Origin of the sequence: Streptomyces sp. NPDC048171 (assembly GCF_043202655.1) — a bacterium.
GTDB lineage: Bacteria > Actinomycetota > Actinomycetes > Streptomycetales > Streptomycetaceae > Streptomyces.
Map to the genome: position 1 here is coordinate 225735 of NZ_JBIDAU010000009.1, position 23658 is coordinate 249392.

A 23658-nucleotide genomic window follows, 5' to 3' on the forward strand; every position below is an offset into this window, starting at 1 on the left:
CGCCGGGCCGTTGGCGCGGGTCCTCCGTCACCGGGCGGCGCTGCCGACGGGGCGGCGGGCCGCGGCGGACGCGTCGCGTTCCCCCGCCGTCGGGGACAGCGCGACGAAGGCCGAGGTCAGAAAGAGGTAGGACCCGAGGCCGACGGCGAGGGGGAAGATGAACTGCATCGCCGTGGCCCCGGGAAGCGTCTCGCCCGAGGGTGTGACCCGCACGCTCACCGCGAGCATGCCGGTGTAGTGCATGCTGCTCACCGCCGCCCCCATGATCAGCGAGGCGACGGTGACCGCTCGGGGCGACCTGATGTTGAGCGCGGCCCAGAGTGCCGCGGTGGCCGCGGCGACGGCGATGAGGACGGAGAGTGCCACGCGTACCGGGTCGTAGCTCACGGCTCCGTGCAGGCGCACGGCCGCCATTCCCAGATAGTGCATGCTCGCGACGCCGATCCCGGTGGTGAGACCGCCGAGCAGGAGTGCCCGCGCGCGGTCGCGGCCGTACCCGACCGCGAAGACGCCGGCGCAGACGACGAGCATCGCGACGAGCAGGCTGGCGAGGGTGAGCGCCACGTCGTAGCGGATGTCGGTGCCGCTGACCCGGAAGCCGAGCATGGCGACGAAGTGCATCGTCCAGATGCCGGTGCCGATGGCCGAGGCCGCGGTCAGCAGCCAGTTGCGGCGCGAACGCCCGGTGGTGGCGAGGGCGCGCACGGTGCAGCGCAGTCCGAGGGCCGCGCCGGTGCAGGCCATCGCGTACGACAGCGCGGGGGTCAGCCAGCCGAGGGCGGCGTGGTCCAGGTGTCCCATGACCCCGGGACGCTAGTACCGGGCAGGGCGCACAACGGGGGCGCATTTCGAAAGGTGTTGCTATCTGACACAGAGAAGCGCTGGAACGATCGCGTCACGCTCGAACGTGTGCGCCTCGGCATCCCCCGCGCGTTTGGTGAATCATGCGGACCATGAGCGACGACCACACGCACGTCCAGGAGTTCTTCGGCGCCCGCGCGGCGGACTGGGACAGCCGCTTCCCCGACGACGGGCCCGCCTACGCGGCCGCGGTCGCCGCGATGGGGTTGCGGGAGGGTGACCGGGTGCTCGACGCGGGTTGCGGCACCGGACGTGCCCTGCCGCCGCTGCGGGCGGCCGTGGGGCCGTCGGGTCTGGTCCTCGGGGCCGATCTGACACCGGCCATGCTCCAGGCCGCCGTAAGGGCGGGGAGGGACCGTGACGGACGGTTGGTGCTGACCGATGTCGCCGCGCTGCCGTTGCGCCCGCGGTCGCTCGACGCCGTGTTCGCGGCGGGCCTCGTCGCACACCTCCCCGAGCCCGGCGAGAACCTGCGGGAACTGGCGCGCGTCGTGCGTCCCGGCGGGGTGCTGGCGCTGTTCCATCCGATCGGCCGGGCGGCGCTCGCAGCACGGCAGGGGCGGCGGCTCACACCGGACGACCTGCGCGCGCAGGCCAACCTCCGGCCGCTACTGGCCGGATCGGGGTGGCGCATGACGTCGTACGTCGACGAGGACGACCGCTTCCTGGCCCTGGCCGTGCGCGAGAGCTGACAGCCGCCGCGCACGCCCGCGGTTTCGGGAGTCTCCCGGATCGGCCTCGGCCCGCTGGGCGAGTCGATCGGCTCACTCGGCCGACGACGTGTCGATGTGGCGCACCGGGCAGCCCCGAACGCCGGGGACCGGGCGGGTGCCCAACTCGGCCAGCCGGTAGCCCTTCGGGTAGCCCTTGATCTCCCGGTTCTGCCGGGCGTGGTGCGGGGCGCGCCTCGGGGGCATCAGCCTGACGGCGCGCCCGCGCAGCCGCACCGCGCGGCGCACGATCGCACGCGTGGTGGGGTTCGGCGGGGTGTACCGGAAGGCGCGCAGCAGGGGCTCGTCGAGCAGGGCGAGTGTCCCGGCGCGCAGGAGGGGCGCGAGAGGGCGCGGGTACCAGGAGGCCATGAGGTCGAGGGTGGCGTCGGAGACCCTGCGGGCGCTCTCGTCCCAGGCGAAGTGGGCTGCCTCGTAGGCGTCGAGGCAGTCTTCGAACTCCTCGTAGGACCCGGGGATGTCCCGGATCCCCATGTGCCGTCCCAGCGTGCGGTAGTGGACGGCGGAGGCGACGGTCTCGTGCCGCGACATCCTGCGCCATGCGTAGGCGTCGATCCAGCGTTTCGGCGTCACGACGAACGTGCACAGGACGTACCGCATGTCGTCGTTGGCGATGTCGTAGCTGCGGTGCATCCGGTTGATGCTCCGGATGGCGGTGCGGCCCTGCTCGCTGCCGAATCCGTGCTCGACGACGGCGTCGAGCAGCAGTGCCGTGTCGTCGTAGCGCTTCTGCGTCCGGTCGGTGAACTCCGCAGTCTCGGCCAGCAGTCGGCCGATGGCCGGTACGGCGTAGGTGCGGAAGAGGGCCAGCTCGAGGGCGCGGCTGAAGTCCCAGGGGAACTCGTAGGCCGAGGACAGCCGGTAGATCTCGGAGGCGTCCTCGATGGGATCCATACGCCGGATCTCTGCCAGTCGTTGGAAGCGCTTCACCGTGGCCATACCCTTCTGCCGCCGAGGCTTCGACTCTACGTTGAGTAGCAGAAGATGCACGATCGGCCATGGTGATCGGCAGGGGAGGGTGGTCCGCTTGTTCGGCAGGATCCTCGAGGCTTGGGACAGATCTCGCGCCGCCCGGCGCACGGAGGGCAAGGCGGGAAGGGAACCGAGGTCGCACAATCTGTTCGAGGCCGCGGCCGCGTATGTCTCCGCGTGCGCGGACGACGATCAGGACCGGATCGACGAGGCGGCGGGGTGGGTGTCGCCGGAGGCCCTGTCGTTCGGGGTGAACGAGTTGGCGTGCCGCGCCGTGGTCGCGCTCGCGCGGGAGCGCGACCAGTCGCCGCGGGAGGTCGCCCGCGCGCTCCTGGGGCTGCCCGCGACCTGACCGTCGGTTCCCCCCGGGGCGTGGTCGATTCGCCCCCGTCCAGCCGGAAAACTGCAGCTCGGGTGCGTCTGGGAGTCGTGACAAGGCGTTCCCGGGCGCACTAGGGTGCGCGCCATTGGACGAACCGATGGGGAGGCTGGGATGGCCGGGACGGATGAGGACGCCGTCGCCGCCGCGGACGACGCGCTCTATGTGCTCACGGCGGTGCTGCTGACGCCGGCGAAGTTTCCGAGTGTGCTGGGCGACGACTACCCGGAGGCGTGCGCCGCACTCGGTCTCCCGCCACTGGCCGACGGCTACGGACTGGTGCTCGGCCAGGACGGCGACGGTGCCCGGTGGACCGTCGTCGTCGACGACGTGTCGCTGGTGGCCGTGGCCGTGGCCTCCTGGGACTGCGGGATGGAGTACGACCTGTCGCCGGACGAGCGCACGGTCGTCGCGGCGCTGCCGGGCTGGCCCCTGGCGGTCGCCGTGGCGGCACCCGGCGTACCCGCGCCGCACGACCCCGGGCCCGAGTCCGCCGACCAGCCCGCGCTGTGTCCGCCGGACACCACGGTGTGGGGGCCGGCCCAGCGGCGCCTGGGGGCCGACGAGATCGCCCTGCAGTGGGCGCAGTGGCGGGAGCAGATCGACGACGCGGAGTTCCCGGCGGCGGGTGGTGCCCGCGCCTCGTCCGACACGCCTTCCGGCGACGTGGAGGCCGACCCGAGTACCGGGGAGGGCACGCGCGACGAAGCGCCGGCCTCGACCGGCGTCGCGGACGACTCGGCCTCCTCGGGGCACGGCGGGGTCCGGAGGGTGCTCGCGGAGGCCCGCTCCTACGTCGACACTCCCCCGCCGCTCGGCCGGGTCCGGTCGTCGTTCGCGCCGGGGGACGCGCGGACGCTGCGGGCCGACGGCCCCGGTTGGTCGCTCGTCGCCCGGACCGACGACATCGCCTTCATCCTGCTCGACGAGGAACCCGGTGAGGTCCTGCCGGTGGGCCGGGGGCCGTCGCTGCCCGGCCTCCTGGAGGCGCTCGACAAGATGGCAGTACGTCCGAGCTGACCAGGGGCGCAGAGGTCCCGACTGTCTTCAACCTCCATGATCGGCCTCCTCTCCATGTGGCTCCAGCCCATGGAAGGGGTCGTGACCGACCCGCACCATGGGGCAGCCCTCGACCTCACTCCCCTGTCGTGCCCGGAGGCCCTGATGCGTCTGTCCCGTGGTGTCCCGTTCCTCGCCGCCGCCTTGACTGCCGTCACGCTCACCGGGCCGGCTCCAGCGGCCACCGCCGCGGCGGAGACGGGCGGACACTGTGCCCGGCTGGAGCGCGTGCGAGTCCCGGGTGCGGCCCTGCAGCGCGGCGCCTGCCTGGAGGATCTGACCACCACCGGGCTGGCGGGCACCCGGTACACCGACCCGGCCGACCAGGCCGGACTGACGGCCGCCGGCACCAGGACGCCGTCCGGCGTTCCGGGCATCCAGATCGACGGGTACTTCCCGGACTCCTCCCGCTTCAACACGACGCACGGCTGGCGGCACGACGCGCAGTTCGTGATCCGGCTGCCGGACCACTGGAACGGTGGACTGGTCGTGACGGGAGCGCCCGGGAACCGCAAGCAGTACGCCACGGACAAGGCGATCTCCGACCGGGTCCTCGCGCAGGGGTACGCGTACGCCGCGACCGACAAGGGGAACAACGGAACCGACTTCTACCGGGACGGTGTCCGTCCCGGAGACGCGGTCGCCGAGTGGAACGCACGCACCACCCAGCTGACCCGGGCCGCCAAGCGGGTGGCGGCCCAGCGTTACGGCCACGCGCCACGCCGCACGTACATCACCGGCATCTCCAACGGCGGCTATCTCACCCGCTGGCAGTTGGAGAACCACCCCGGTCTCTACGACGGCGGCGTGGACTGGGAGGGAGCCTTGTGGACGGCGGACGGGCCCAACCTGCTCACTTCGCTGCCGACCGCGGTCGCCCGGGCACTCGGCTCGGCCCGGGACGAGGACCTGTACGCGGCCGGGTTCGCCCGTGGCTCCGAGTTTCTCTGGCCGTACCACGAGAACGCCTACTGGGGCGTGACGCAGAAGATCTACCGGGCCGAGTTCGATCCGTCGTACGACCCGAGCTGCCCGGGCAGTTCGGCAGGATCCTCCTTGGAGGAGGTTCTCGCGCCGTGCGCCTCCGACGCCGCCTATGACTACGCCGCGCGTCCTGCCTCCGTCCATCGCGCGGTGGACCGGGTGGCACTGACCGGACGCATCGGGAAGCCGTTGATCACGCTGCACGGCGATCTGGACGCACTACTGCCCAAGGCCGCCGACTCCGACGTGTACGCGCGCATGATCGACGCGCGCGGTCGGGGCGTGCTGCACCGCTACTACACGGTCCGGGGCGGGACCCATGTCGACGGGCTGTACGACACCTATCCCGACCGGTTGCGGCCGATCCTGCCCTGCTTCCGGTCGGCCTTCGACGCCCTGACCGCGTGGGTGGAGCGGGGCACGCCGCCGCCCGCGGACCACACGGTCGGCGAACCCGCGGACGGCGACGTGATCGACTCCTGCCCCTTGCGCTAGCCGGGCACGCAGCGGCGCCGGCGCGTCAGCGCCCTATCTCCCTGCGCGTGGTCCGACGCAGCCTGCGCCGCTGGGAGGGGTCCAGGGTGAGGTAAGCGGCGGCCGGGACTCCCAGAACTATCAGCAGGGCGGCCCACCAGGGCAGCCAGATCAGCAGGATGAGCCCGACCGCCACACCCCCTGCTGCGACCTTGGCGTTCTTCGACATGGTGTCGCCTCCTTCGCGGCCACTGCCGCTCTCTGTCCTGAAAACGGGCCCGCGCTCCCGGCGGTTCCGTACCGCGACCCTGAGACGTCCCTGAGTCGGGACCCCGACAACCCTGAGGGGCCCGCCGGCGTGGCCGCCCCGCTCGTCGGCTCATCCATCCGTCCATCCGGGGAGAGAAAGCCTCTCCCCTTGAATAGTGACCCATGCCACAGATCATCCACACCCCGCGACCTCAGGAGTGGTGTACAGTCGGCCGCCGCATACCGACTAGTCAAATTTGAGGAATCCATCATCACCGTGCAGACCGCTCTCCCGGAAACCCCCTCCGAGATCTCCGCACTCGTCGGCTGCTGCGCTGTCTTCCTGCCCGGTGACCCCGGCCGCACCGGCGCCGTGGCGTTCTGGCGGCCCGACGGTGCCACCCCCGGAATCACCCCGGGCGGCCAGGAGAACCCGACCGCCGAGGACCTGACCGTCGTCCTGCCCGACGGCGACGGTGTGCGACGGGTGAGCGTTCCCGCGGTGGTGCTGCCGCTGCGGGCGGCCCTGCCGGTCCTGACACGCGCGCGTACCTCCGCGCACGCCCACCGGTCGTCGGTGCTCTGGGGCGCCGTCGCCGTGGAGGCACTGCACCTGGTCGCGCGCGGGCTGCTGCTGCCCGGCCTGTCCTCGGCGGACCACGATGCCTGGCGGGCCGGCCCGCTGGGCGCGGAGGACACCGAGCGGGTCCGCCATCTCGCCGCCGCCATGCCGCCAGAGGCGCACGCGGTCCCGGTCGACGCCACCGGCCCACCGCGGCTGCACGACCCGGAACGGCTGGTACGCGCCTTCCTGGACGCCGTGGCGGACACGTTGCCCCGCTCTCCCGCCGCCGCACTGGTGACGGCCGGGCCCGCCTACGCCTCGCGGGAACCACGGCGGATGCCCGAGCTGCGCGAGTGGGCCGCCGACGTCGCCGCCGGACACGACGCGGGTGTGCGGCTGTCCCTGCGCGTCGAGGTGCGGGGCCTGTCGGCCGAGGCTCCCGCTGAGGAGAAGCCGACGTTCCGGGCGGTGCTCCAGGTGCACAGCGTCAGCGACCCCGCGCTCGTCGCCGACGCCGCCGACGTGTGGGCGGGCACGGTGGGCGAGGCGTTCGGCACGCGCGCGCGTATGGACGCCCTGCTCGCCCTGCGCCGCGCGGCACGGGCCTGGCCGGCACTCACGCCGCTGCTGTCGGCCGCGGTGCCGGACGCCGTCGAGCTCGCGGACGCTGACGTGACCGAGTTGCTCGGCACGGGGGCCAAGGCACTCGTGGGCGCGGGGGTCGACGTGCACTGGCCGAGGGAGCTGGCCCGCGATCTGACCGCACGCGCGGAGGTCGGACCGCCGGACGACACGCGGGCGCCCCTCGCGACTGCCACAGACGGCGGCCCTTCACTGCTGTCCGCCGACGCGCTGCTCGCCTTCAACTGGACGTTCGCCCTTGGCGACAAGAGGCTCACGCGCGAGGAGCTGGACGTGCTCGCCGAGGCAGGCCGGCCGCTCGTGCGCCTGCGTGACCAATGGGTGCTGGTCGACCCCGGGGAGGTCCACCGCGCCCGCGCCCGGCGGGACCACGAGGTCGCACCGGTGGACGCGCTCGCGGCCGTTCTCACCGGCTCGACGGACGTCGACGGCCACCGTGTCGAGGTACGACCCACGGGCTGGCTGGCAACGCTGCGGGAGCGGCTGGCCGACCCCGAGGGCCAGGAGGCGGTCCCGCAACCCGCCGCGCTCGACGCCACACTGCGCGACTACCAACGGCGAGGGCTCAACTGGCTGGTCCGCATGACGTCACTGGGCCTCGGCTGCTGCCTCGCCGACGACATGGGCCTCGGCAAGACCATCACGCTGATCGCGCTGCACCTGCACCGGCAGACCGACCCGGCCACAGCCGGGCCCACCCTGGTGGTCTGCCCGACCTCCCTGATGGGCAACTGGCAGCGGGAGGTCGAGCGGTTCGCGCCCGGCACACCGGTTCGCCGCTTCCACGGCACCCGACGTGACCTGAACGGCCTCGCGGACGGCGAGTTCGTGCTGACCACCTACGGGACCATGCGCCTGGACACCGAACGTCTCTCCGCCGTGCCGTGGGGCATGGTCGTGGCGGACGAGGCCCAGCACGTGAAGAACCCGTACTCGGAGACCGCGCGCCAACTGCGCTCCCTCGGCGCACGCGCGCGTGTGGCGCTCACCGGCACTCCGGTGGAGAACAACCTCTCGGAGTTGTGGGCGATCATCGACTGGGCCACCCCTGGCCTGCTGGGCCGGCTCGGCACCTTCCGCCGTCAGTACGCCCAGGCCGTCGAGAGCGGGGAGGACCCTGCCGCGGCGGAGCGACTCGCCCGGCTCGTGCGGCCCTTCCTGCTGCGACGCCGCAAGTCGGATCCGGGCATCGCACCCGAGCTGCCGCCGAAGACCGAGACCGACCGTCCCGTGTCACTGACGGCGGAACAGACGGGCCTGTACGAGGCGGTGGTGCGCGAGGCGCTCGCGGAGATCGCCGGAGCCGACAGCATGGCGCGACGCGGCATGATCGTGAAGCTGCTGACAAGCCTCAAGCAGATCTGCAACCACCCGGCGCAGTTCCTCAAGGAGGACCGGCCGAGGATCGGCGGCCGGTCGGGGAAGCTGGAACTGCTCGACGAGTTGCTCGACACGATCCTCGCCGAAGAGGCGAGCGTGCTGGTCTTCACGCAGTACGTGCAGATGGCCCGTCTCCTCGAACGGCACCTGGCCGCCCGCGGCGTGACGTCGCTGTTCCTGCACGGCGGCACGTCCGTCACGGCCCGCGAGTCGATGGTCCGCCGGTTCCAGGAGGGGGAGGTGCCGGTCTTCCTGCTGTCACTGAAGGCGGCGGGCACCGGGCTGAACCTGACACGCGCGGAGCACGTCGTCCACTACGACCGCTGGTGGAATCCTGCGGTCGAAGCGCAGGCCACCGATCGCGCCTACCGCATCGGCCAGACCCGCCCCGTGCAGGTGCACCGACTGGTCGCCGAGGGGACGATCGAGGACCGCATCGCCGCCCTGCTGCACCGCAAGAGGGAACTCGCCGAGGCGGTACTGGGCACCGGCGAGGCGGCGTTCACGGAGCTGACGGACGCGCAACTGGCCGACCTGGTCGAACTGCGAGGGGGTACCCGATGACCCGGTACGACGAGGACACGGAGCGGACGTTCACCGCGCTGCCACCCGCGCACGGGCGGGGCTTCGCCCAGACCTGGTGGGGCCTGGCCTGGCTGAAGGCGCTGGAGGACGCGGCGATGGACACGGCCCAGGTGAAGTCGGGCCGCCGTCTCGCGCGCGCGGGAGCGGTCGGCGCCGTGTCGGTGCGGCCGGGGCGCATCACGGCCGTCGTCCAGGACCGCGATCGCACGCCACATCGGGCCGACGTCCTCCTGGAGCAGCTGTCCGACGCGCAGTGGGATCGTTTTGTCGACATGGCGATCGAGCGCTCCGGGCACGTCGCGGCACTGCTGGACCGGGACATGCCCCCGCACCTGGTGGAGGACGCGGCGACCGCCGGCATCGATCTGCTGCCCGGCATGGGCGACTTGGAGCCGGAGTGCGACTGCGGCGCCTGGGACCACTGCGGGCACACCGCCGCCCTCTGCTACCAGGTGGCCAGGCTGCTGGACCAGGACCCCTTCATCCTGCTGCTGGTGCGAGGCCGCGCGGAGGGCGCCCTGCTCGAAGCACTCCAGGCGCAGGGCAGCGCACCCACGCGGGAGTCCGCGTCCCGAGGGGAGGGCGTGGACGCCGGCGAGGCGTACGCGGCGGGGGACGTACTGCCTCCACTGCCCGCGCCGCCCGGCCTCGGGGACGGCCCAGGTGCGCCGCCGTCCTTGGACACCGAGTCGGCAGCCCCGTACGGCATCGATCCGTCCGCCGTGACCCATCTGGCCTCCAGGGCGGCCGCGGACGCTCATCGCCTGCTCGCCGAGGCCCTGCGCGGCGGGCACGAGCGGCAGGCCGCGGGCAGGGAGGCGACGGCATCGCAGGACGCGGTACGACTGGCCGTGGGCGAGCCGGGCCCCGATGTGCTGCGACGCCTCGGCGAGGGTTCGGGACGCACACCGGAGGCGCTGGCGGTCGCCGTAGGCGCGTGGCGGCTCGGCGGCGTGACCGCTCTGTCCGTGCTCGAGGAGGAGTGGGCGCCGGAGGGCGAGGCCCTCGCACGCGCGCGTGCCGCGCTCGAGTCGGCCTGGGAGGACGACGAACGCCCGTCATTGCGGGCGCGGGCCAACCGGTGGACCGTCGTCGGGCAACCGCGGCAACTCCGCCTGGACCACGGCGGCCGCTGGTGGCCGTACCGCAAGGAGCGTGGCCGTTGGGTGCCCGTGGGCGGGCCGGTCCAGGACCCGGCTACCGCGCTTGCCTCGGCCGCCCTGGGGACGGTGGACCAGCCCTGACGTCCCGGCCCGCGCGGCGGGGCACTTCACGGGCCGGGGCTCCGGCCTCCTTCCGGCACACGGAGGGAGGCCGGAGCCGACCTGTACGCGACGGGCCCTCCGTGGTGCCTCAGCGGGCGCCGAGGAGGTGATCCATGGCGAGCTGGTCGAGGTGCTCGAACGCCATGCCGCGTGCGGCGGCCGCGTCCACGTCGAAGGTGTCGTACGCGGTCGGGTCGGCCAGCAGTGCCGCCAGGCCGTCCTCGGCGGTCGGGCGGGCCAGCTCGTCCAGGCGGGCCGCGGCGAGGGCCTCCCGCACCTGCGGGTCGGCGCGGAAGGAGGCCGCGCGGTCCTTGAGGATCAGGTAGTTCCGCATGCAGCCGGCCGCGGACGCCCACACGCCGTCGAGGTCCTCGGTGCGGGGCGGCTTGAAGTCGAAGTGCCGCGGGCCCGCGTATCCGGCCCGCTCCAGCAGGTCGACGAGCCAGAACGCCGACCGCAGGTCGCCCGCGCCGAACCGCAGGTCCTGGTCGTACTTGATGCCGGACTGGCCGTTGAGGTCGATGTGGAACAGCTTGCCCGCCCACAGCGCCTGCGCGATCCCGTGCGGGAAGTTCAGCCCCGCCATCTGCTCGTGGCCGACCTCCGGGTTGACGCCGTACAGCTCCGGCCGCTCGAGGCGCTCGATGAACGCCAGCGCGTGGCCCACCGTCGGCAGCAGGATGTCACCGCGGGGCTCGTTGGGCTTCGGTTCGATCGCGAACCTCAGGTCGTAGCCCTGCTCGGTGACGTACTCGCCCAGCAGGTCGAAGGCCTCCTTCATCCGCTCGAGAGCGTCCCGTACGTCCTTGGCCGCACCGGACTCCGCGCCCTCCCGGCCGCCCCACGCGACGTACACGCTCGCGCCCAGCTCGACCGCGAGGTCGATGTTGCGGATCGTCTTGCGCAGTGCGTACCGGCGCACGTCCCGGTCGTTCGCCGTGAAGGCGCCGTCCTTGAACACCGGGTGCGTGAACAGGTTCGTCGTCGCCATCGGCACCTTCATGCCGGTGGCGTCCAGGGCCTGCCGGAAACGCTTGACGTGCGCCTCCCGCTCCGAGTCGCTCGACCCGAACGGGATCAGGTCGTCGTCGTGGAACGTGACGCCGTGGGCGCCCAGCTCGGCCAGGCGACGCACCGATTCAGCCGGGTCCAGGGCTCGCCGGGTGGCGTCGCCGAACGGATCACGGCCCTGCCAGCCGACCGTCCACAAACCGAACGTGAACCTGTCCTCGGGAGTGGGCTGGTAGTTCATTCCGCGGCTCCTCACTCGCTGCCGATCACTCGCTGCCGACTATTTCGTCATGGCGCTTTACAAATTAGTATGCACACACGGTCCTGGGAAGGGACAAGGTGTGCCAGTGCCCGAAGCAGTGAAGTCCGGGAAGAGGGAGTAGACCGATGTCAGCAGCCGAGGGTCCGCTCGTCGTCGGTGTGGACACATCCACTCAGTCCACGAAGGCTTTGGTCGTCGACGCGGCCACCGGCCGGGTCGTGGCGAGCGGCCAGGCCCCCCACACCGTGTCCTCCGGAGCCGGCCGGGAGAGCGACCCGCGCCAGTGGTGGGACGCGCTGGGTGAGGCGCTGCGCCAGTGCGGCGACGCCGCCCGCGAGGCCTCCGCGGTGTCGGTCGGCGGGCAGCAGCACGGGCTCGTCACCCTGGACGCCCAGGGCGAGCCGGTGCGCCCGGCGCTGTTGTGGAACGACGTGCGTTCCGCCCCGCAGGCCCGGCGTCTGATCGAGGAGCTGGGCGGGCCCAAGTCCTGGGCGGAGCGCACGGGCAGCGTGCCCAGCGCGTCCTTCACGGTCACCAAGTGGGCCTGGCTGGCCGAACACGAGCCGGACGCGGTCCGTGCGGCGAAGGCCGTACGCCTCCCGCACGACTACCTCACGGAGCGGCTCACCGGCGAGGCGACCACCGACCGGGGCGACGCGTCCGGCACCGGCTGGTGGGCGTCCGGCACGGAGGCGTACGACGAGGACATCCTCGCGCGCGTGGGACTCGACCCGGCACTGCTGCCCCGGGTGGTCCGGCCCGGCGAGGTGGCCGGCACCGTCCGCGACGGCCACGGCCTGCCGTTCACGAAGGGCACCCTGGTCGCCGCGGGCACCGGTGACAACGCGGCGGCCGCTCTGGGACTCGGGCTCCCTCCCGGTGTGCCGGTGATGAGCCTCGGCACCTCCGGCACCGTGTACGCCGTCTCGCGGCAGCGCCCCGCCGACCCGACCGGCACGGTGGCGGGATTCGCCGACGCGCGCGGTGACTGGCTGCCGCTCGCCTGCACCCTGAACTGCACGCTCGCCGTGGACCGCGTGGCGTCCCTGCTGGGTCTGGACCGGGAGGCTGTCGAACCCGGCACCGAGGCGACGATCCTGCCCTTCCTGGACGGCGAACGCACCCCGAATCTTCCGCACTCCTCCGGCCTCCTGCACGGACTGCGGCACGACACGACCGCCGGCCAGCTGCTCCAGTCCGCGTACGACGGCGCCGTCCACTCGCTGCTCAACGCCCTCGACCTGGTGCTCGACGCCGACGCCGACCCGTCGGCGCCGCTGCTCCTGATCGGCGGCGGGGCGCGTGGGGGCGCCTGGCAGGAGACGGTACGGCGGCTGTCGGGGCGTCCCGTCCAGATCCCCGAGGCGAAGGAGCTGGTCGCGCTCGGCGCCGCGGCACAGGCCGCCGGCCTGCTGACCGGCGAGGACGCCGCCGCGGTCGCCCGGCGCTGGGGCACGGCGGCCGGACCGGTACTCGACGCCGTGGAACGGGACGAGGCGACGCTGGCGAGGATCACCGGGGTACTCTCCGACGCGGCACCGCTGCTGGAGCGGTCCACGGATTCCCGCTGAGGACGCGGTGGCCCGGGTGACGACCGACCGAGGAATGACGGAGGCATGACCGCACCGCCGCACGAAGCCGAACCGGCCCGGCACGGGCGCACGCTTCCGGACACCCAGCAGGGGATGCGCCGCCGGAATCTCGCCCGGGTGATGCACACCGTCAGCGCGGAGGGACCGCTGTCCCGGGCCGCCGTCGCCTCACGGATCGGGCTGACACGCGCGGCGGTCTCGACCCTCGTCGACGAGCTCATCCGTTCGGGCCTGCTGGAAGAGCTGGGTCCCGAGCGGCCGGGCCGGGTGGGGCGGCCCGGGTCGGCGCTCGCCGTCAGCGCGCGGGGCCCGGCGGGCATCGGGGCGGAGGTCGGCGTCGACCACCTCGCGGTCTGTGCGGTCGATCTGCGCGGCCGGGTGCGCTCTCGTGCCGTGCGATACGGCAGCAACCGGGACAGCTCCATCGAGCCGGTGACCGAACGGCTCACCGCTCTGGTGCGGCAGGTCGTCGCGGAGGCCGAGTCCGAAGGGCTGTGGCCGGCGGGGCTGGCGGTGGCCGTGCCGGGTCTCGTGGCGCGCGACGGCCGTACCGTCGTACGCGCCCCGAACCTGGACTGGCACGACGCCGACCTCGGCGCGCTGCTGCCGGCGGACCTCCCGCTGACCGTGGACAACGAGGCCAACTTCGGGGCGCTCGCCGAACTCTGGCTCGGCGACGGGACGCCCCGCGACTTCCTGCACGTCTCGGCCGAGATCGGCATCGGCGCGGGCGTGGTCTTCGACGGACGGCTGCTGCGCGGTACGCGCGGATTCGCGGGCGAGCTGGGGCATGTGCCGGTCCGGCCCGACGGCCCGGCGTGCCCCTGCGGCGGGCGCGGGTGTCTGGAGCAGTACGCGGGCGAGAAGGCGGTGCTGCGCGCCGCCGGCGTGGAGCCGGGCGAGGACCGCGTCGGGCTGCTCGCCGGACGGGCCGCGGAGGGCGACGAGGCCGTGCGGCGCGCCCTGCGCGAGGCGGGCACGGCGCTCGGCATCGCGCTGACCGGGGCGGTCAACCTGCTGGATCCCGAGAGCGTGGTGCTGGGCGGCGCGCTGGCCGGGCTCGCGCCGTGGCTGCTGCCGTCGTTGCGCGACGAGCTGGCCCGGCGCACGGCCGGCCCGGCATGCCCTGTCTCGGTGTCGGACCTGGGCCCGCAGGGGCCGTTGCTCGGCGCGGCGCACTCGGTGGTGCGGGCGGTCCTGGACGACCCGGCGGTGGTGGCGGAGCGCGCCTGAGCCGTTCAGGGGGCTCGGCGAGGGGTCCAGTCACGCCCCTCTTTCACTCGATCGAGTGACCGAGTTGTCCACAAGGCGGTGGCCGTCCACGGAACGGCGCGGCGTTCTTCTGCGCAATCCCCGTCCCCCGTACGGTGATTGCGCGGACGCACCCCGCAGACGGGGTGGACGGACCGTCGGCGTTGCATTCCTCGGCAGGGCCGGACTTCTCCTCGGCAAGACCGAACAGCTGAGCACCCACTCCCCCCACCGGGCTCCAGGGCCCACCGACGAAAGGGCATCCATGGACAGGGAAAGGACAGCTCCGGTTCCGACCAGGCGGCGGATTCTGATGGGCGCCGCGCTCGCCGCCGTCCCGTTCACCCTGCTCTCCGGTACGCCGGCCGCCGCACGGCCCCGGGCGGTCGACTACCCCTCCGCCGAGTGGCAGCCCGCGACGACATCCAACTACAGCCGGTCCAGCAGGCCCACGGCCTATCCCGTCGACTACGTCGTCATCCACGTCACGCAGGAAACGTACGCCGACACACTCTCCATCTTCCGCGACCCCGAGAGGCAGGTGTCCGCGCACTACGTCGTCCGGTCCGCCGACGGACACGTGGCGCAGTGCGTCCGTGAGGTGGACATCGCCTGGCACGCGGGCAACTGGGACTACAACACCCGCAGCATCGGCATCGAACACGAGGGGTGGGTGGACCAGCCGGCGTACTTCACGGACGCGATGTACGAGCAGTCGGCCCGGCTCACCGCGGCGATCTGCAGCACGTACGGCATCCCCATGGACCGCACGCACATCATCGCGCACCACGAGGTTCCCGGCAGCGACCACACGGACCCGGGCCCCTACTGGGACTGGACCCGCTACATCAGACTGGTCAACCTGGCCTCGACCCCGGCAGATCCCACGTCGCGCTGATCGAGCCGGTCGAAGAGGTTGTCGGCGCGTATCGGCGGAGTGACGATGTCACCCATCCCATCACTGTCCGGGGAGGCCGAGTTGACTGATTCATGGCTCGCTCTGGAACCGGGGGCCGACCCCGCCGAACGTGCCCGGACACTGCGCCGCGCGCACGAGACGTTCACCGCGGCGGGCACGGTGTCGCGACCCGTGCGCGCCGTGGTGGCGGAGTCCTGGCGGCGGTCGGTGCGGGCGGGGGTGGGGCCGGACGGCACGGCGAGCGTGGAGCTGATGGACGGCGACCTCGGTGCCTACCGTGCCGAGCATCCGCTGGCGCGCGTGATGCCGCTGATCCGGGAACTCCTGGGCACCTTCGCCGCCGACGGCGAGCATCTGCTCGCCGTGTGCGACGCGCACGGCAGACTGCTCTGGGTGGAAGGGCATCCGGCCACTCGGCGCCGGGCGGGACGGATGAACTTCGTGCCGGGTGCCCGGTGGGCGGAGTCCGCGGTCGGGACGAACGCGCCGGGCACGGCGATATCGGTGGGCCGTCCGGTCCAGGTCTTCACGGCCGAGCACTTCATACGCCGGGTGCAGCCGTGGACGTGCGCGGCGGCTCCGGTCCACGATCCGCGCACCGGGCGGGTACTGGGCGCCGTGGACATCACCGGCGGGGACGGGCTGGCACACCCGCACAGCCTGGGCTTCGTACAGGCGGTGGCGCGTGCCGCCGAGACACAGCTGGCGCTGCTCGCTCCGGAGGCACCCGCGGGCGAGGCCGCCGAGCTGACCGCGCTGGGCCGTGACGAGGCCCTGCTGAGCGCGGACGGTCGCAGGGTCCGGCTGAGCCGACGGCACAGCGAGATCATCGTGCTGCTGGCCCAGCATCCGGAGGGCCTGACCGGTGACGAGTTGCTGTGCGCGTTGTACGAGGACGAGACGGTGCCGCCGGTGACCCTGCGGGCCGAGCTGGCCCGGCTGCGCGGCATCGTGGGGCCGGGACGGCTGGCGTCCCGGCCGTACCGGCTCACGCTGCCCGTGGAGTCCGACGCGGCCGTCGTCGAGCGTCGTCTGCGGGCGGGAGCGGTCACCGGGGCGGCGACGGCGTACGCCGGTCCGCTGCTGCCCGGGTCCCAGGCTCCGGCGGTGGTGCGGCTCCGGCGCCGCCTCGCCGACGGGCTGCGGGCCGCGCTGATCGCCCGCCGTGATCCCGACCTGCTGGCCGACTGGGCGCACGCGGCGTGGGGTGAGGACGATCTCGACGTCTGGCGCGCACTCGCCACGGTCCGGCCCACGGCGGCGACCCGGTCGCGGCTCGCCGCGCTGGAGTCGGATTTGACGGCGCCGGGCCCGTGGTGACCGCCGCCGACGCAACGTGACTGCAACGTCCCGCTGCCTAGCCTCAAGCGCAGAGCTGTCCAACGGCGGGCAGCGCCCGACGAGGAGGCATTCAGGATGACCCGTTACACGGCGCCCGGCACCGAGGGCGCGATCGTCTCCTACCAGTCCCGCTACGACCACTTCATCGGCGGCGAGTACGTGCCCCCGGCCCGCGGACAGTACTTCGAGAACCCGTCACCGGTGAACGGCCAGCCGTTCACGGAGATCGCGCGGGGAACGGCGGAGGACGTGGAGCGGGCGCTCGACGCGGCACACGAGGCCGCGCCGGGCTGGGGCCGCACCTCGGTGACCGAGCGTTCCGACATCCTCCTGAAGATCGCCGACCGCATGGAGGCGAATCTGGAGCGTCTGGCGGTCGCCGAGAGCTGGGAGAACGGCAAGCCGGTGCGCGAGACACTGGCGGCCGACATCCCGCTGGCCATCGACCACTTCCGCTACTTCGCCGGAGCGGTCCGCGCCCAGGAGGGCTCGCTCAGCGAGGTCGACGACGACACCGTGGCGTACCACTTCCACGAGCCACTCGGTGTCGTCGCCCAGATCATCCCGTGGAACTTCCCGATCCTGATGGCGGCCTGGAAGCTCGCCCCCGCACTCGCGGCCGGGAACGCGGTGGTGCTCAAGCCCGCCGAGCAGACCCCGGCGTCGATCCACTACTGGCTGAGCCTGGTGGCCGACCTGCTGCCGCCCGGTGTCCTCAACGTCGTCAACGGCTTCGGCGTGGAGGCGGGCAAACCGCTCGCGTCCAGCCCTCGGGTGGCGAAGGTGGCGTTCACCGGGGAGACCACCACCGGGCGGCTGATCATGCAGTACGCCTCGGAGAACATCAAGCCGGTCACGCTGGAGCTGGGCGGCAAGTCGCCGAACATCTTCTTCGACGACGTCTGGGCGCGGGACGACGACTTCCGCGACAAGGCGCTCGAGGGCTTCACGATGTTCGCGCTCAACCAGGGCGAGGTCTGCACCTGCCCGTCCCGGGCCCTGATCCAGCGCGGCAACTACGCCGAGTTCATGGAGGCCGCCGTCGCCCGCACCCGGTCGATCAAGCCGGGTCACCCGCTGGACACGGACACGATGATCGGCGCGCAGGCGTCCAACGACCAGTTGGAGAAGATCCTTTCCTACCTGGACGTCGGCCGGCAGGAGGGCGCCAAGGTGCTCACCGGCGGCGAGCGCATCGAGCACGACGGCGAGCTGAAGGGCGGCTACTACGTCCAGCCGACCATCTTCGAGGGCCACAACCGCATGCGGATCTTCCAGGAGGAGATCTTCGGCCCGGTGGTCTCGGTCACGTCCTTCGACGACTTCGACGACGCGATCAAGACCGCCAACGACACGCTGTACGGCCTCGGCGCCGGGGTGTGGACCCGCGACATGAACACCGCCTACCGCGCGGGACGCGCGATCCAGGCGGGACGCGTGTGGACCAACTGCTACCACGCGTACCCGGCGCACGCCGCCTTCGGCGGGTACAAGCAGTCGGGCATCGGCCGGGAGAACCACAAGATGATGCTGGAGCACTACCAGCAGACGAAGAATCTGCTGGTGTCGTACTCGGCCAAGAAGCTGGGCTTCTTCTAGATCGTCCGGGAGAGGGCCGGCGGATGCTTGCGACGGCCCTGGGGGCCGAAGTCAACGCCTATATAGCTGAGTTGCCCTAAAAGCACGGTCGAGGAACGGGCGGCGAAGCCGCCCAGTCGGATCCGCGGTGGGCGAGCAACGCCCCTCCCGGAGTTAGATCAAGATGGTTCGTGCGACCGCGCCACACCACAGGGGGCGGCAACGGCATGTCGTCGCGCGATGTGCCGCTCACCTTTCTCAGCTCTTGCTGCATCTATCGACTTTCGATAGATTCCCATCGCGTTTCGATGGGAAGGTGGGTCATGGGAAAGCTGGCCGTGCGTGCACTGGGCGCCGTGCTCGTGCTGTTGCTCGTCGGCACCGTGTTCGTGCAGGCACTGATGGTGTGGACATTGGCCAGCGGGAGCGACCCCGAGGACGGGTCACTCCCGCTGACCCCGCTGCGGGTCATCACGGTCCTGGGCATGCTGTCGGCCCAGGTCGCCCTGATCTGCCTGTGGCGGCTGGCGACGATGGTGAGACGCGGAACGGTGTTCTCCCACGCCGCCTTCCGGTACGTGGACGGCGTGATCGGCGCGTTCGTCGGGGCTGCCCTCCTGTGGTTCGCGGTCACGATCATCAATGCGCCGGGCCAACGGGACGACCCGGGCGTCACCGTCATCATGGGCGGGATCGGTGTGGCCATCCTGGGGGTCGCGCTCATCGTCCTCGTGCTGCGGATGCTGCTCGCCCAGGCCGTCGCGCGCGACGTCGAAGCGTCGCAGATGCAGGCTGAGCTGAACGAGGTGATCTGATGCCGATCGCTGCCGACATCAACGTGATGTCGGCCAGACGGAAGATGTCCGTGGGCGAGCTCGTGGACCACGTAGGGGTCACGCCCGCCGATCTGACGGCACTTGAGAACGGCTGCGCCAAGGCGGTGCGCTTCGCGACCCTCGTGCCGCCGTCCGGCGCACGCCGGCTACGACGTGTGTGCGTTCGACATCGACCTGGGCAGCGTCGTCATGACGGTCCGCAGCCGCGCGCCGAACTCTGGCAGCAGCCATGCAGACGAAGCCGGTGTTCCGCGAACCGGCATACCGCGTCATGCCGAAGCAAGGCAGAACTCGAACTCGGGACGATCCCACGGCACGGCGGGCGGGTTCGCGCGCGCGGTCCCGGTCCGCACCGCACCCACGCGGTGGTAGAAGTCTTCGGCGGGAAGATGCGACACGACCTTGACACGGTCGATCCCGGCCGCACGGGCCTCGGACTGCATGTGCTCGACGAGCAGCCGTCCAATACCGCGGCCTTGCGCTTCGTCGGCGACGAACAGCAGATCGAGCTCCGGCGGTGCAAGGACGAGCGAGTAGAACCCGAGGACCCGGCCTTCATGCTCGTCGGCACCGACGGCTACGAAGGCGCGGTGGGCTTCGATGTAATCAGGACCGACCCGGTAGCCCGCCACTGCGGCCGCGTACTTGCCCTCGTAGGCGCCGGAGCCACGTACCAGCCGCGTGAGCCGTTTGGCATCCCGCGCGACTGCCCTCCGTATCGTGATCGGCCCGCTGATCGGGGAAGTGCGTGAACCCATCGGGAAAGTATGCCGCACCGCGGTCCCGTCAGAATGTTCCCCTGAGGTCGGGCATGGCTGCGCGGGCCTGACCAGGTGGAGGACCTCCCGGGCAGCGTATCGTTCGAGGCATCGGACGATTTCGCGTCGCCCCTCGGGGCGGTTCAGCCGCGGGCTCCTGGCCCGCACCGCTCGCTGAAGGACCCGGACACGCGCTCTGCGGGCGGCCTCCGCGCAGAACCGCTCGGGTGCACAGGCTCGACCATCCTGCTGCCGCTCCGCATCGAGTGGTCCTTTCGGTGAGACAGCGATCGGATGCCCCGCCGGTTCACCCACGGAAGGCGGTCCCGCCTTCACCAGTCGCTGTACCGGCTGCCGACGTGACGCGGTCGTCCCGGGACAGCCGGTGAGGGTGCCGCGCCCCGCGGGACGGAGAGATCGCACAGGCAATGGATCACCTCGTCCCGCTCTCCGGGTACCGTCAAGGTATGAGCCATCCACACCCCGAGCTGAAAGCCGCGCCGCCCCTTCCCGAAGGAGGGCTGCGGGTCATCGCCCTGGGCGGCCTGGGTGAGATCGGCCGCAACATGACCGTGTTCGAGTACGCCGGCAAGCTGCTCATTGTAGACTGCGGCGTGCTGTTCCCCGAGGAGACCCAGCCAGGCGTGGACGTGATCCTGCCGGACTTCACCTCGATTCGGGACCGGCTGGACGACATCGTGGCCGTGGTGCTCACCCACGGCCACGAGGACCACATCGGCGGTCTGCCGTATCTGCTGCGCGAGCGGTCCGACATTCCCGTCGTCGGCTCCAAGCTGACGCTCGCGTTCCTGGAGGCCAAGCTCAAGGAACACGGCATCCGGCCGCGCACAAAACGGGTGCGGGAGAGCGACCGGCGCGGCTTCGGACCCTTCGACCTCGAGTTCGTGGCGGTCAACCACTCCATCCCGGACAGCCTCGCGGTCGCGATCCGCACCGGCGCCGGCATGGTGCTGCACACCGGCGACTTCAAGATGGACCAGTTCCCTCTCGACGACCGCATCACCGACCTGCGCGCCTTCGCCCGCCTCGGCGAGGAGGGCGTCGATCTGTTCCTCACCGACTCCACCAATGCCGAAGTACCCGGCTTCACCACCTCTGAGCGTGAGCTGAACCCGGCGATCGAGCAGGTGATGCGAACCGCGCCGCGCCGGGTCATCGTCTCCAGCTTCGCCAGCCATGTGCACCGCATCCAGCAGGTCCTGGACGCCGCCCACCAGCACGGCCGCAAGGTCGCCTTCGTCGGCCGGTCGATGGTCCGCAACATGGGAATCGCCCGCGACCTGGGCTATCTGAAGGTCCCGTCCGGTCTGGTCGTCAGCACGAAGGAGCTGGAGAAGCTCCCGGACCACAAGATCACTCTGGTGTGTACCGGCTCCCAGGGCGAACCGATGGCCGCGCTGTCACGGATGGCAAACCGCGACCACATGATCCGCATCGGCAAGGGCGATACCGTCCTGCTCGCCAGCTCCCTCATCCCCGGCAACGAGAACGCCATCTACCGGGTGATCAACGGACTCACCCGGTGGGGCGCCCACGTGGTCCACAAGGGCAACGCCAAGGTGCACGTCTCCGGGCACGCCAGCGCCGGCGAACTCGTCTACTGCTACAACATCGTCAAACCGCGCAACGTCATGCCCGTGCACGGCGAATGGCGCCACCTGCAGGCCAACGGCGACCTCGCCGTCCGTACCGGCGTCGATCCCGACCGTGTCGTGATCGCCGAGGACGGCGTCGTCGTCGACCTCGTCGCCGGGCGGGCCTCCATCACCGGCAAGGTGCCCGCCGGCAACGTCTACGTGGACGGCATGGAAGTCGGCGGCGCCACCGAGGCGTCCCTCAAGGACCGCCTCACCCTCGCGGAGGAAGGCGTCGTCACAGTGGTGGCGATCGTCGACGCGGACACCGGCGCCCTCGCCGAGGCCCCCGACTTCCTGGCCCGCGGCTTCGTCCACGACGACACCACCTTCGAACCGGTCATCCCCGTCATCGAGAAGACCCTGGCGACCGCGGCCGAGGAAGGCGTCGGGGACGCGCGCCAACTCGAACAGCTCCTCGCTCGCGCCGTGGCGAACTGGGCGTTCCGCACCCACCGCCGAAAGCCCCTCATCATCCCGGTCATCATCGACGCCTGAGCCACAGCCCGGAGCACGAGCCGGGCTGGTCCGTGGTCGAGCCGGCATGGACCGCTTCCAGGACGCCGACCGTGCGCCGCGCAAGGTCGGTGCGCTTCCAGGACGCCGGCCGTGCGCCGCGCAAGGTCGGTGTCCTCGCCTGGCCGTCCCCTCGACAAGCGGGACGACTGCGGCTGATCCCCCGGCCGGTATCCCGTCCCGCAGGTCCGTCCAGCAGCGCAGACGAACACACCTCTCGGCCTCCGGGAAGCCGGGCTCAGCCGCCGCGCCGCACCCGAGCCGCCTTGCGGGCCTCCGCGAGCTTGCGGGCCTCGCTGCTTTTGCGCGACGACCTGCCACCGGATCCGCTCTTCGCGTCCTTGGCGCTGCCCAGGCCGCGGAACGGGGCGTTGTGGTTCTTGGGGCGCGATGCAGGCGACCCGCCGTCGAGAGGCTCTCCGGAGGGAGCCCTTGCGCCGGTGATCCGGCTCAGTTCCGCCTCGCCCGACCGCACTTTGGTGACCTTGGGAGCGACGTCGGCGTCCGTCATGACCTGGCTCGTCTCGCGGCGCTGCCCCGACAGTACGAGTGTCACGACGGTGCCGAAGCGACCGGCCCGAGCCGTGCGGCCGGCGCGGTGCAGATAGTCCTTGGGGTCGGTGGCCGGGTCGACGTTGACCACGAGGTCGAGGTCGTCGACGTGCAGGCCGCGTGCGGCGACGTTCGTCGCCACCAGTGAGGTGACCTGCCCGTTCCTGAACTGGGCCAAGGTCCGGGTGCGCTGCGGCTGGGACTTCCCGCTGTGCAGTGCGGCGGCGGCCACGCCGCTGGCGCGGAGATGCCGCGTGAGCTGGTCGACGCCGTGCTTGGTGTCCAGGAACATCAGGACGCGCCCGTCCCGGGCGGCGATCTCCGTGGCCACGGCGTACCGGTCCGGGTCGTGCACGACGAAGACGTGGTGCTCGATCGCGGACACCGCGCTGCACGAGGGGTCCACGGAGTGGACGGCGGGGGCGCGCAGGTACTGCTGCACCAGGTGGTCGACGTCATGGTCGAGGGTGGCGGAGAACAGCATCCGCTGCCCGTCGGAACGCACCTGGTCCAGGATCTCGGTGACCTGCGGCAGGAAACCCATGTCACACATCTGGTCGGCCTCGTCCAGGACCGTGATGCGGACTCGTCCCAGTCGGCAGCCCTTGCGCTCGATGAGGTCGTGCAGCCGGCCGGGCGTTGCGACGACGATCTCGGCGCCGTCCCGCAGCGCGGCGGTCTGCCGTCCGATGGACACTCCACCCACCACGGTCGCGAGCCGTAGCCGCAGCGCCTCGGCGTATGGGGTGAGTGCCTCACCGACCTGCTGTGCCAGCTCCCTGGTGGGCACCAGAACGAGCGCCAGCGGCTCCTTGGGCTGCGCGCGCTGCCCGGCCGTCCGGGCGAGCATCCCCAGGCCGAAGGCGAGTGTCTTGCCGGAACCTGTACGGCCCCGGCCCAGGACGTCCTGTCCCGCGAGCGCGTTCGGCAGCGCCGCCGCCTGGATGGGAAAGGGCACAGTCACACCGTGCTCGTCCAGCGTCCGCAGAAGCTCGGCCGGTAGCCCCAGCTGTGCGAAGGACGCCACCGTGGGCTGCGTCGAAGCGGCGCTCGCCGCCTCGGACACACTGTCCTGCCGCCGGGCATCGACACGTGCTGATTCGCTCACAGAGAGCCTTCCTCCGAAGGGACCGTACCGAGGAAGGCGCGGCGGGGACGCGGTCAACAGCAAGGAACACCGGACGGAGTACCGACACAGCGACCCTGCAAACGCTCAACGCTAGCACGGGGCCCGCCGCGCA

Annotated in this window: 19 protein-coding genes and 1 pseudogene; 14 read left to right on the forward strand and 6 right to left on the reverse strand. The window is 71.8% G+C overall.

Annotated features, from left to right (window positions below; translation table 11 throughout):
* Positions 1-27: 27 nt before the first annotated feature.
* Positions 28-801: an MHYT domain-containing protein gene (locus ACGF3J_RS25990; protein WP_161328266.1), complete on the reverse strand. Its 774-nt coding sequence runs from the start codon at positions 799-801 to the stop codon at positions 28-30.
* A gap of 152 nt (positions 802-953) precedes the next feature.
* Between ACGF3J_RS25990 and ACGF3J_RS25995 the strand changes: the two genes are divergently transcribed.
* On the forward strand, positions 954-1553 hold the full coding sequence (locus ACGF3J_RS25995) for a class I SAM-dependent methyltransferase (protein WP_161328267.1): 600 nt from the start codon (positions 954-956) through the stop codon (positions 1551-1553).
* 72 nt (positions 1554-1625) lie between these two features.
* Here the strand turns inward: ACGF3J_RS25995 and ACGF3J_RS26000 are convergent, their stop codons facing one another.
* Entirely contained in the window at positions 1626-2486 is an 861-nt protein-coding gene (locus tag ACGF3J_RS26000) for an oxygenase MpaB family protein (protein ID WP_237552477.1), read from the reverse strand.
* Positions 2487-2619: 133 nt separating this feature from the next.
* Between ACGF3J_RS26000 and ACGF3J_RS26005 the strand changes: the two genes are divergently transcribed.
* From ACGF3J_RS26005 to ACGF3J_RS26015, 3 genes are all read left to right on the forward strand, one after another.
* Positions 2620-2916 carry a hypothetical protein gene (locus tag ACGF3J_RS26005; protein WP_202557951.1) on the forward strand — a complete coding sequence of 99 codons (297 nt, stop codon included), beginning with the start codon at positions 2620-2622 and terminating at the stop codon, positions 2914-2916.
* Between the two features lie 141 nt (positions 2917-3057).
* Positions 3058-3963 (forward strand): hypothetical protein, encoded by a 906-nt coding sequence (locus ACGF3J_RS26010; RefSeq protein WP_161328268.1) that lies wholly within the window; start codon positions 3058-3060, stop codon positions 3961-3963.
* A 144-nt stretch (positions 3964-4107) separates the two neighbouring features.
* Positions 4108-5481 (forward strand): tannase/feruloyl esterase family alpha/beta hydrolase, encoded by a 1374-nt coding sequence (locus tag ACGF3J_RS26015; RefSeq protein WP_161328279.1) that lies wholly within the window; start codon positions 4108-4110, stop codon positions 5479-5481.
* Positions 5482-5506: 25 nt separating this feature from the next.
* On the opposite strand, the gene ACGF3J_RS26020 is transcribed toward ACGF3J_RS26015, so the two are convergent.
* Entirely contained in the window at positions 5507-5689 is a 183-nt protein-coding gene (locus ACGF3J_RS26020; protein WP_122620855.1) for a hypothetical protein, read from the reverse strand.
* Between the two features lie 297 nt (positions 5690-5986).
* Here ACGF3J_RS26020 and ACGF3J_RS26025 point away from each other — a divergent pair, with 297 nt between their 5' ends.
* Together ACGF3J_RS26025 and ACGF3J_RS26030 are read left to right on the forward strand one after the other, a co-directional pair.
* Positions 5987-8860 carry a DEAD/DEAH box helicase gene (locus ACGF3J_RS26025; protein ID WP_393854930.1) on the forward strand — a complete coding sequence of 958 codons (2874 nt, stop codon included), beginning with the start codon at positions 5987-5989 and terminating at the stop codon, positions 8858-8860.
* Positions 8857-10125: an SWF or SNF family helicase gene (locus ACGF3J_RS26030; RefSeq protein ID WP_393854931.1), complete on the forward strand. Its 1269-nt coding sequence runs from the start codon at positions 8857-8859 to the stop codon at positions 10123-10125. The genes ACGF3J_RS26025 and ACGF3J_RS26030 overlap by 4 nt, the downstream gene beginning before the upstream one ends.
* Before the next feature lie 109 nt (positions 10126-10234).
* Here ACGF3J_RS26030 and xylA read toward each other — a convergent pair whose 3' ends face one another.
* Complete coding sequence (gene xylA / locus ACGF3J_RS26035; RefSeq protein WP_161327797.1) at positions 10235-11398, reverse strand: xylose isomerase; 1164 nt, start codon at positions 11396-11398, stop codon at positions 10235-10237.
* A 146-nt stretch (positions 11399-11544) separates the two neighbouring features.
* Here xylA and xylB point away from each other — a divergent pair, with 146 nt between their 5' ends.
* The 7 genes and pseudogenes from xylB to ACGF3J_RS26070 form a co-directional block, all read left to right on the forward strand.
* Positions 11545-12990, forward strand: a complete 1446-nt coding sequence (xylB, locus tag ACGF3J_RS26040; RefSeq protein WP_161327796.1) for a xylulokinase — start codon at positions 11545-11547, stop codon at positions 12988-12990.
* Between the two features lie 45 nt (positions 12991-13035).
* A complete protein-coding gene (locus ACGF3J_RS26045; RefSeq protein ID WP_393854932.1) occupies positions 13036-14244 on the forward strand; it encodes an ROK family protein in 1209 nt (402 codons plus the stop codon).
* Positions 14245-14527: 283 nt separating this feature from the next.
* Positions 14528-15160 (forward strand): N-acetylmuramoyl-L-alanine amidase, encoded by a 633-nt coding sequence (locus tag ACGF3J_RS26050; RefSeq protein WP_161332088.1) that lies wholly within the window; start codon positions 14528-14530, stop codon positions 15158-15160.
* Between the two features lie 81 nt (positions 15161-15241).
* Positions 15242-16501 carry a GAF domain-containing protein gene (locus tag ACGF3J_RS26055; RefSeq protein WP_393854933.1) on the forward strand — a complete coding sequence of 420 codons (1260 nt, stop codon included), beginning with the start codon at positions 15242-15244 and terminating at the stop codon, positions 16499-16501.
* Positions 16502-16597: 96 nt separating this feature from the next.
* Positions 16598-18121, forward strand: coding sequence for an aldehyde dehydrogenase family protein (locus ACGF3J_RS26060; RefSeq protein ID WP_161329882.1), 1524 nt, complete (start codon positions 16598-16600; stop codon positions 18119-18121).
* A gap of 302 nt (positions 18122-18423) precedes the next feature.
* Complete coding sequence (locus ACGF3J_RS26065; protein ID WP_161329883.1) at positions 18424-18915, forward strand: DUF2975 domain-containing protein; 492 nt, start codon at positions 18424-18426, stop codon at positions 18913-18915.
* Positions 18915-19058: pseudogene (locus ACGF3J_RS26070) on the forward strand (helix-turn-helix domain-containing protein); the annotation flags it as partial. The gene ACGF3J_RS26065 and the pseudogene ACGF3J_RS26070, both read left to right, overlap by 1 nt.
* 147 nt (positions 19059-19205) lie before the next feature.
* Here the strand turns inward: ACGF3J_RS26070 and ACGF3J_RS26075 are convergent.
* Entirely contained in the window at positions 19206-19694 is a 489-nt protein-coding gene (locus ACGF3J_RS26075; protein WP_161329884.1) for a GNAT family N-acetyltransferase, read from the reverse strand.
* 467 nt (positions 19695-20161) lie between these two features.
* On the opposite strand from ACGF3J_RS26075, the gene ACGF3J_RS26080 reads away from it, so the two are divergent.
* Positions 20162-21847 (forward strand): ribonuclease J, encoded by a 1686-nt coding sequence (locus ACGF3J_RS26080; RefSeq protein WP_161329885.1) that lies wholly within the window; start codon positions 20162-20164, stop codon positions 21845-21847.
* Positions 21848-22103: 256 nt separating this feature from the next.
* Here ACGF3J_RS26080 and ACGF3J_RS26085 read toward each other — a convergent pair whose 3' ends face one another.
* Entirely contained in the window at positions 22104-23525 is a 1422-nt protein-coding gene (locus ACGF3J_RS26085; RefSeq protein ID WP_161329886.1) for a DEAD/DEAH box helicase, read from the reverse strand.
* Between the last annotated feature and the right edge of the window lie 133 nt (positions 23526-23658).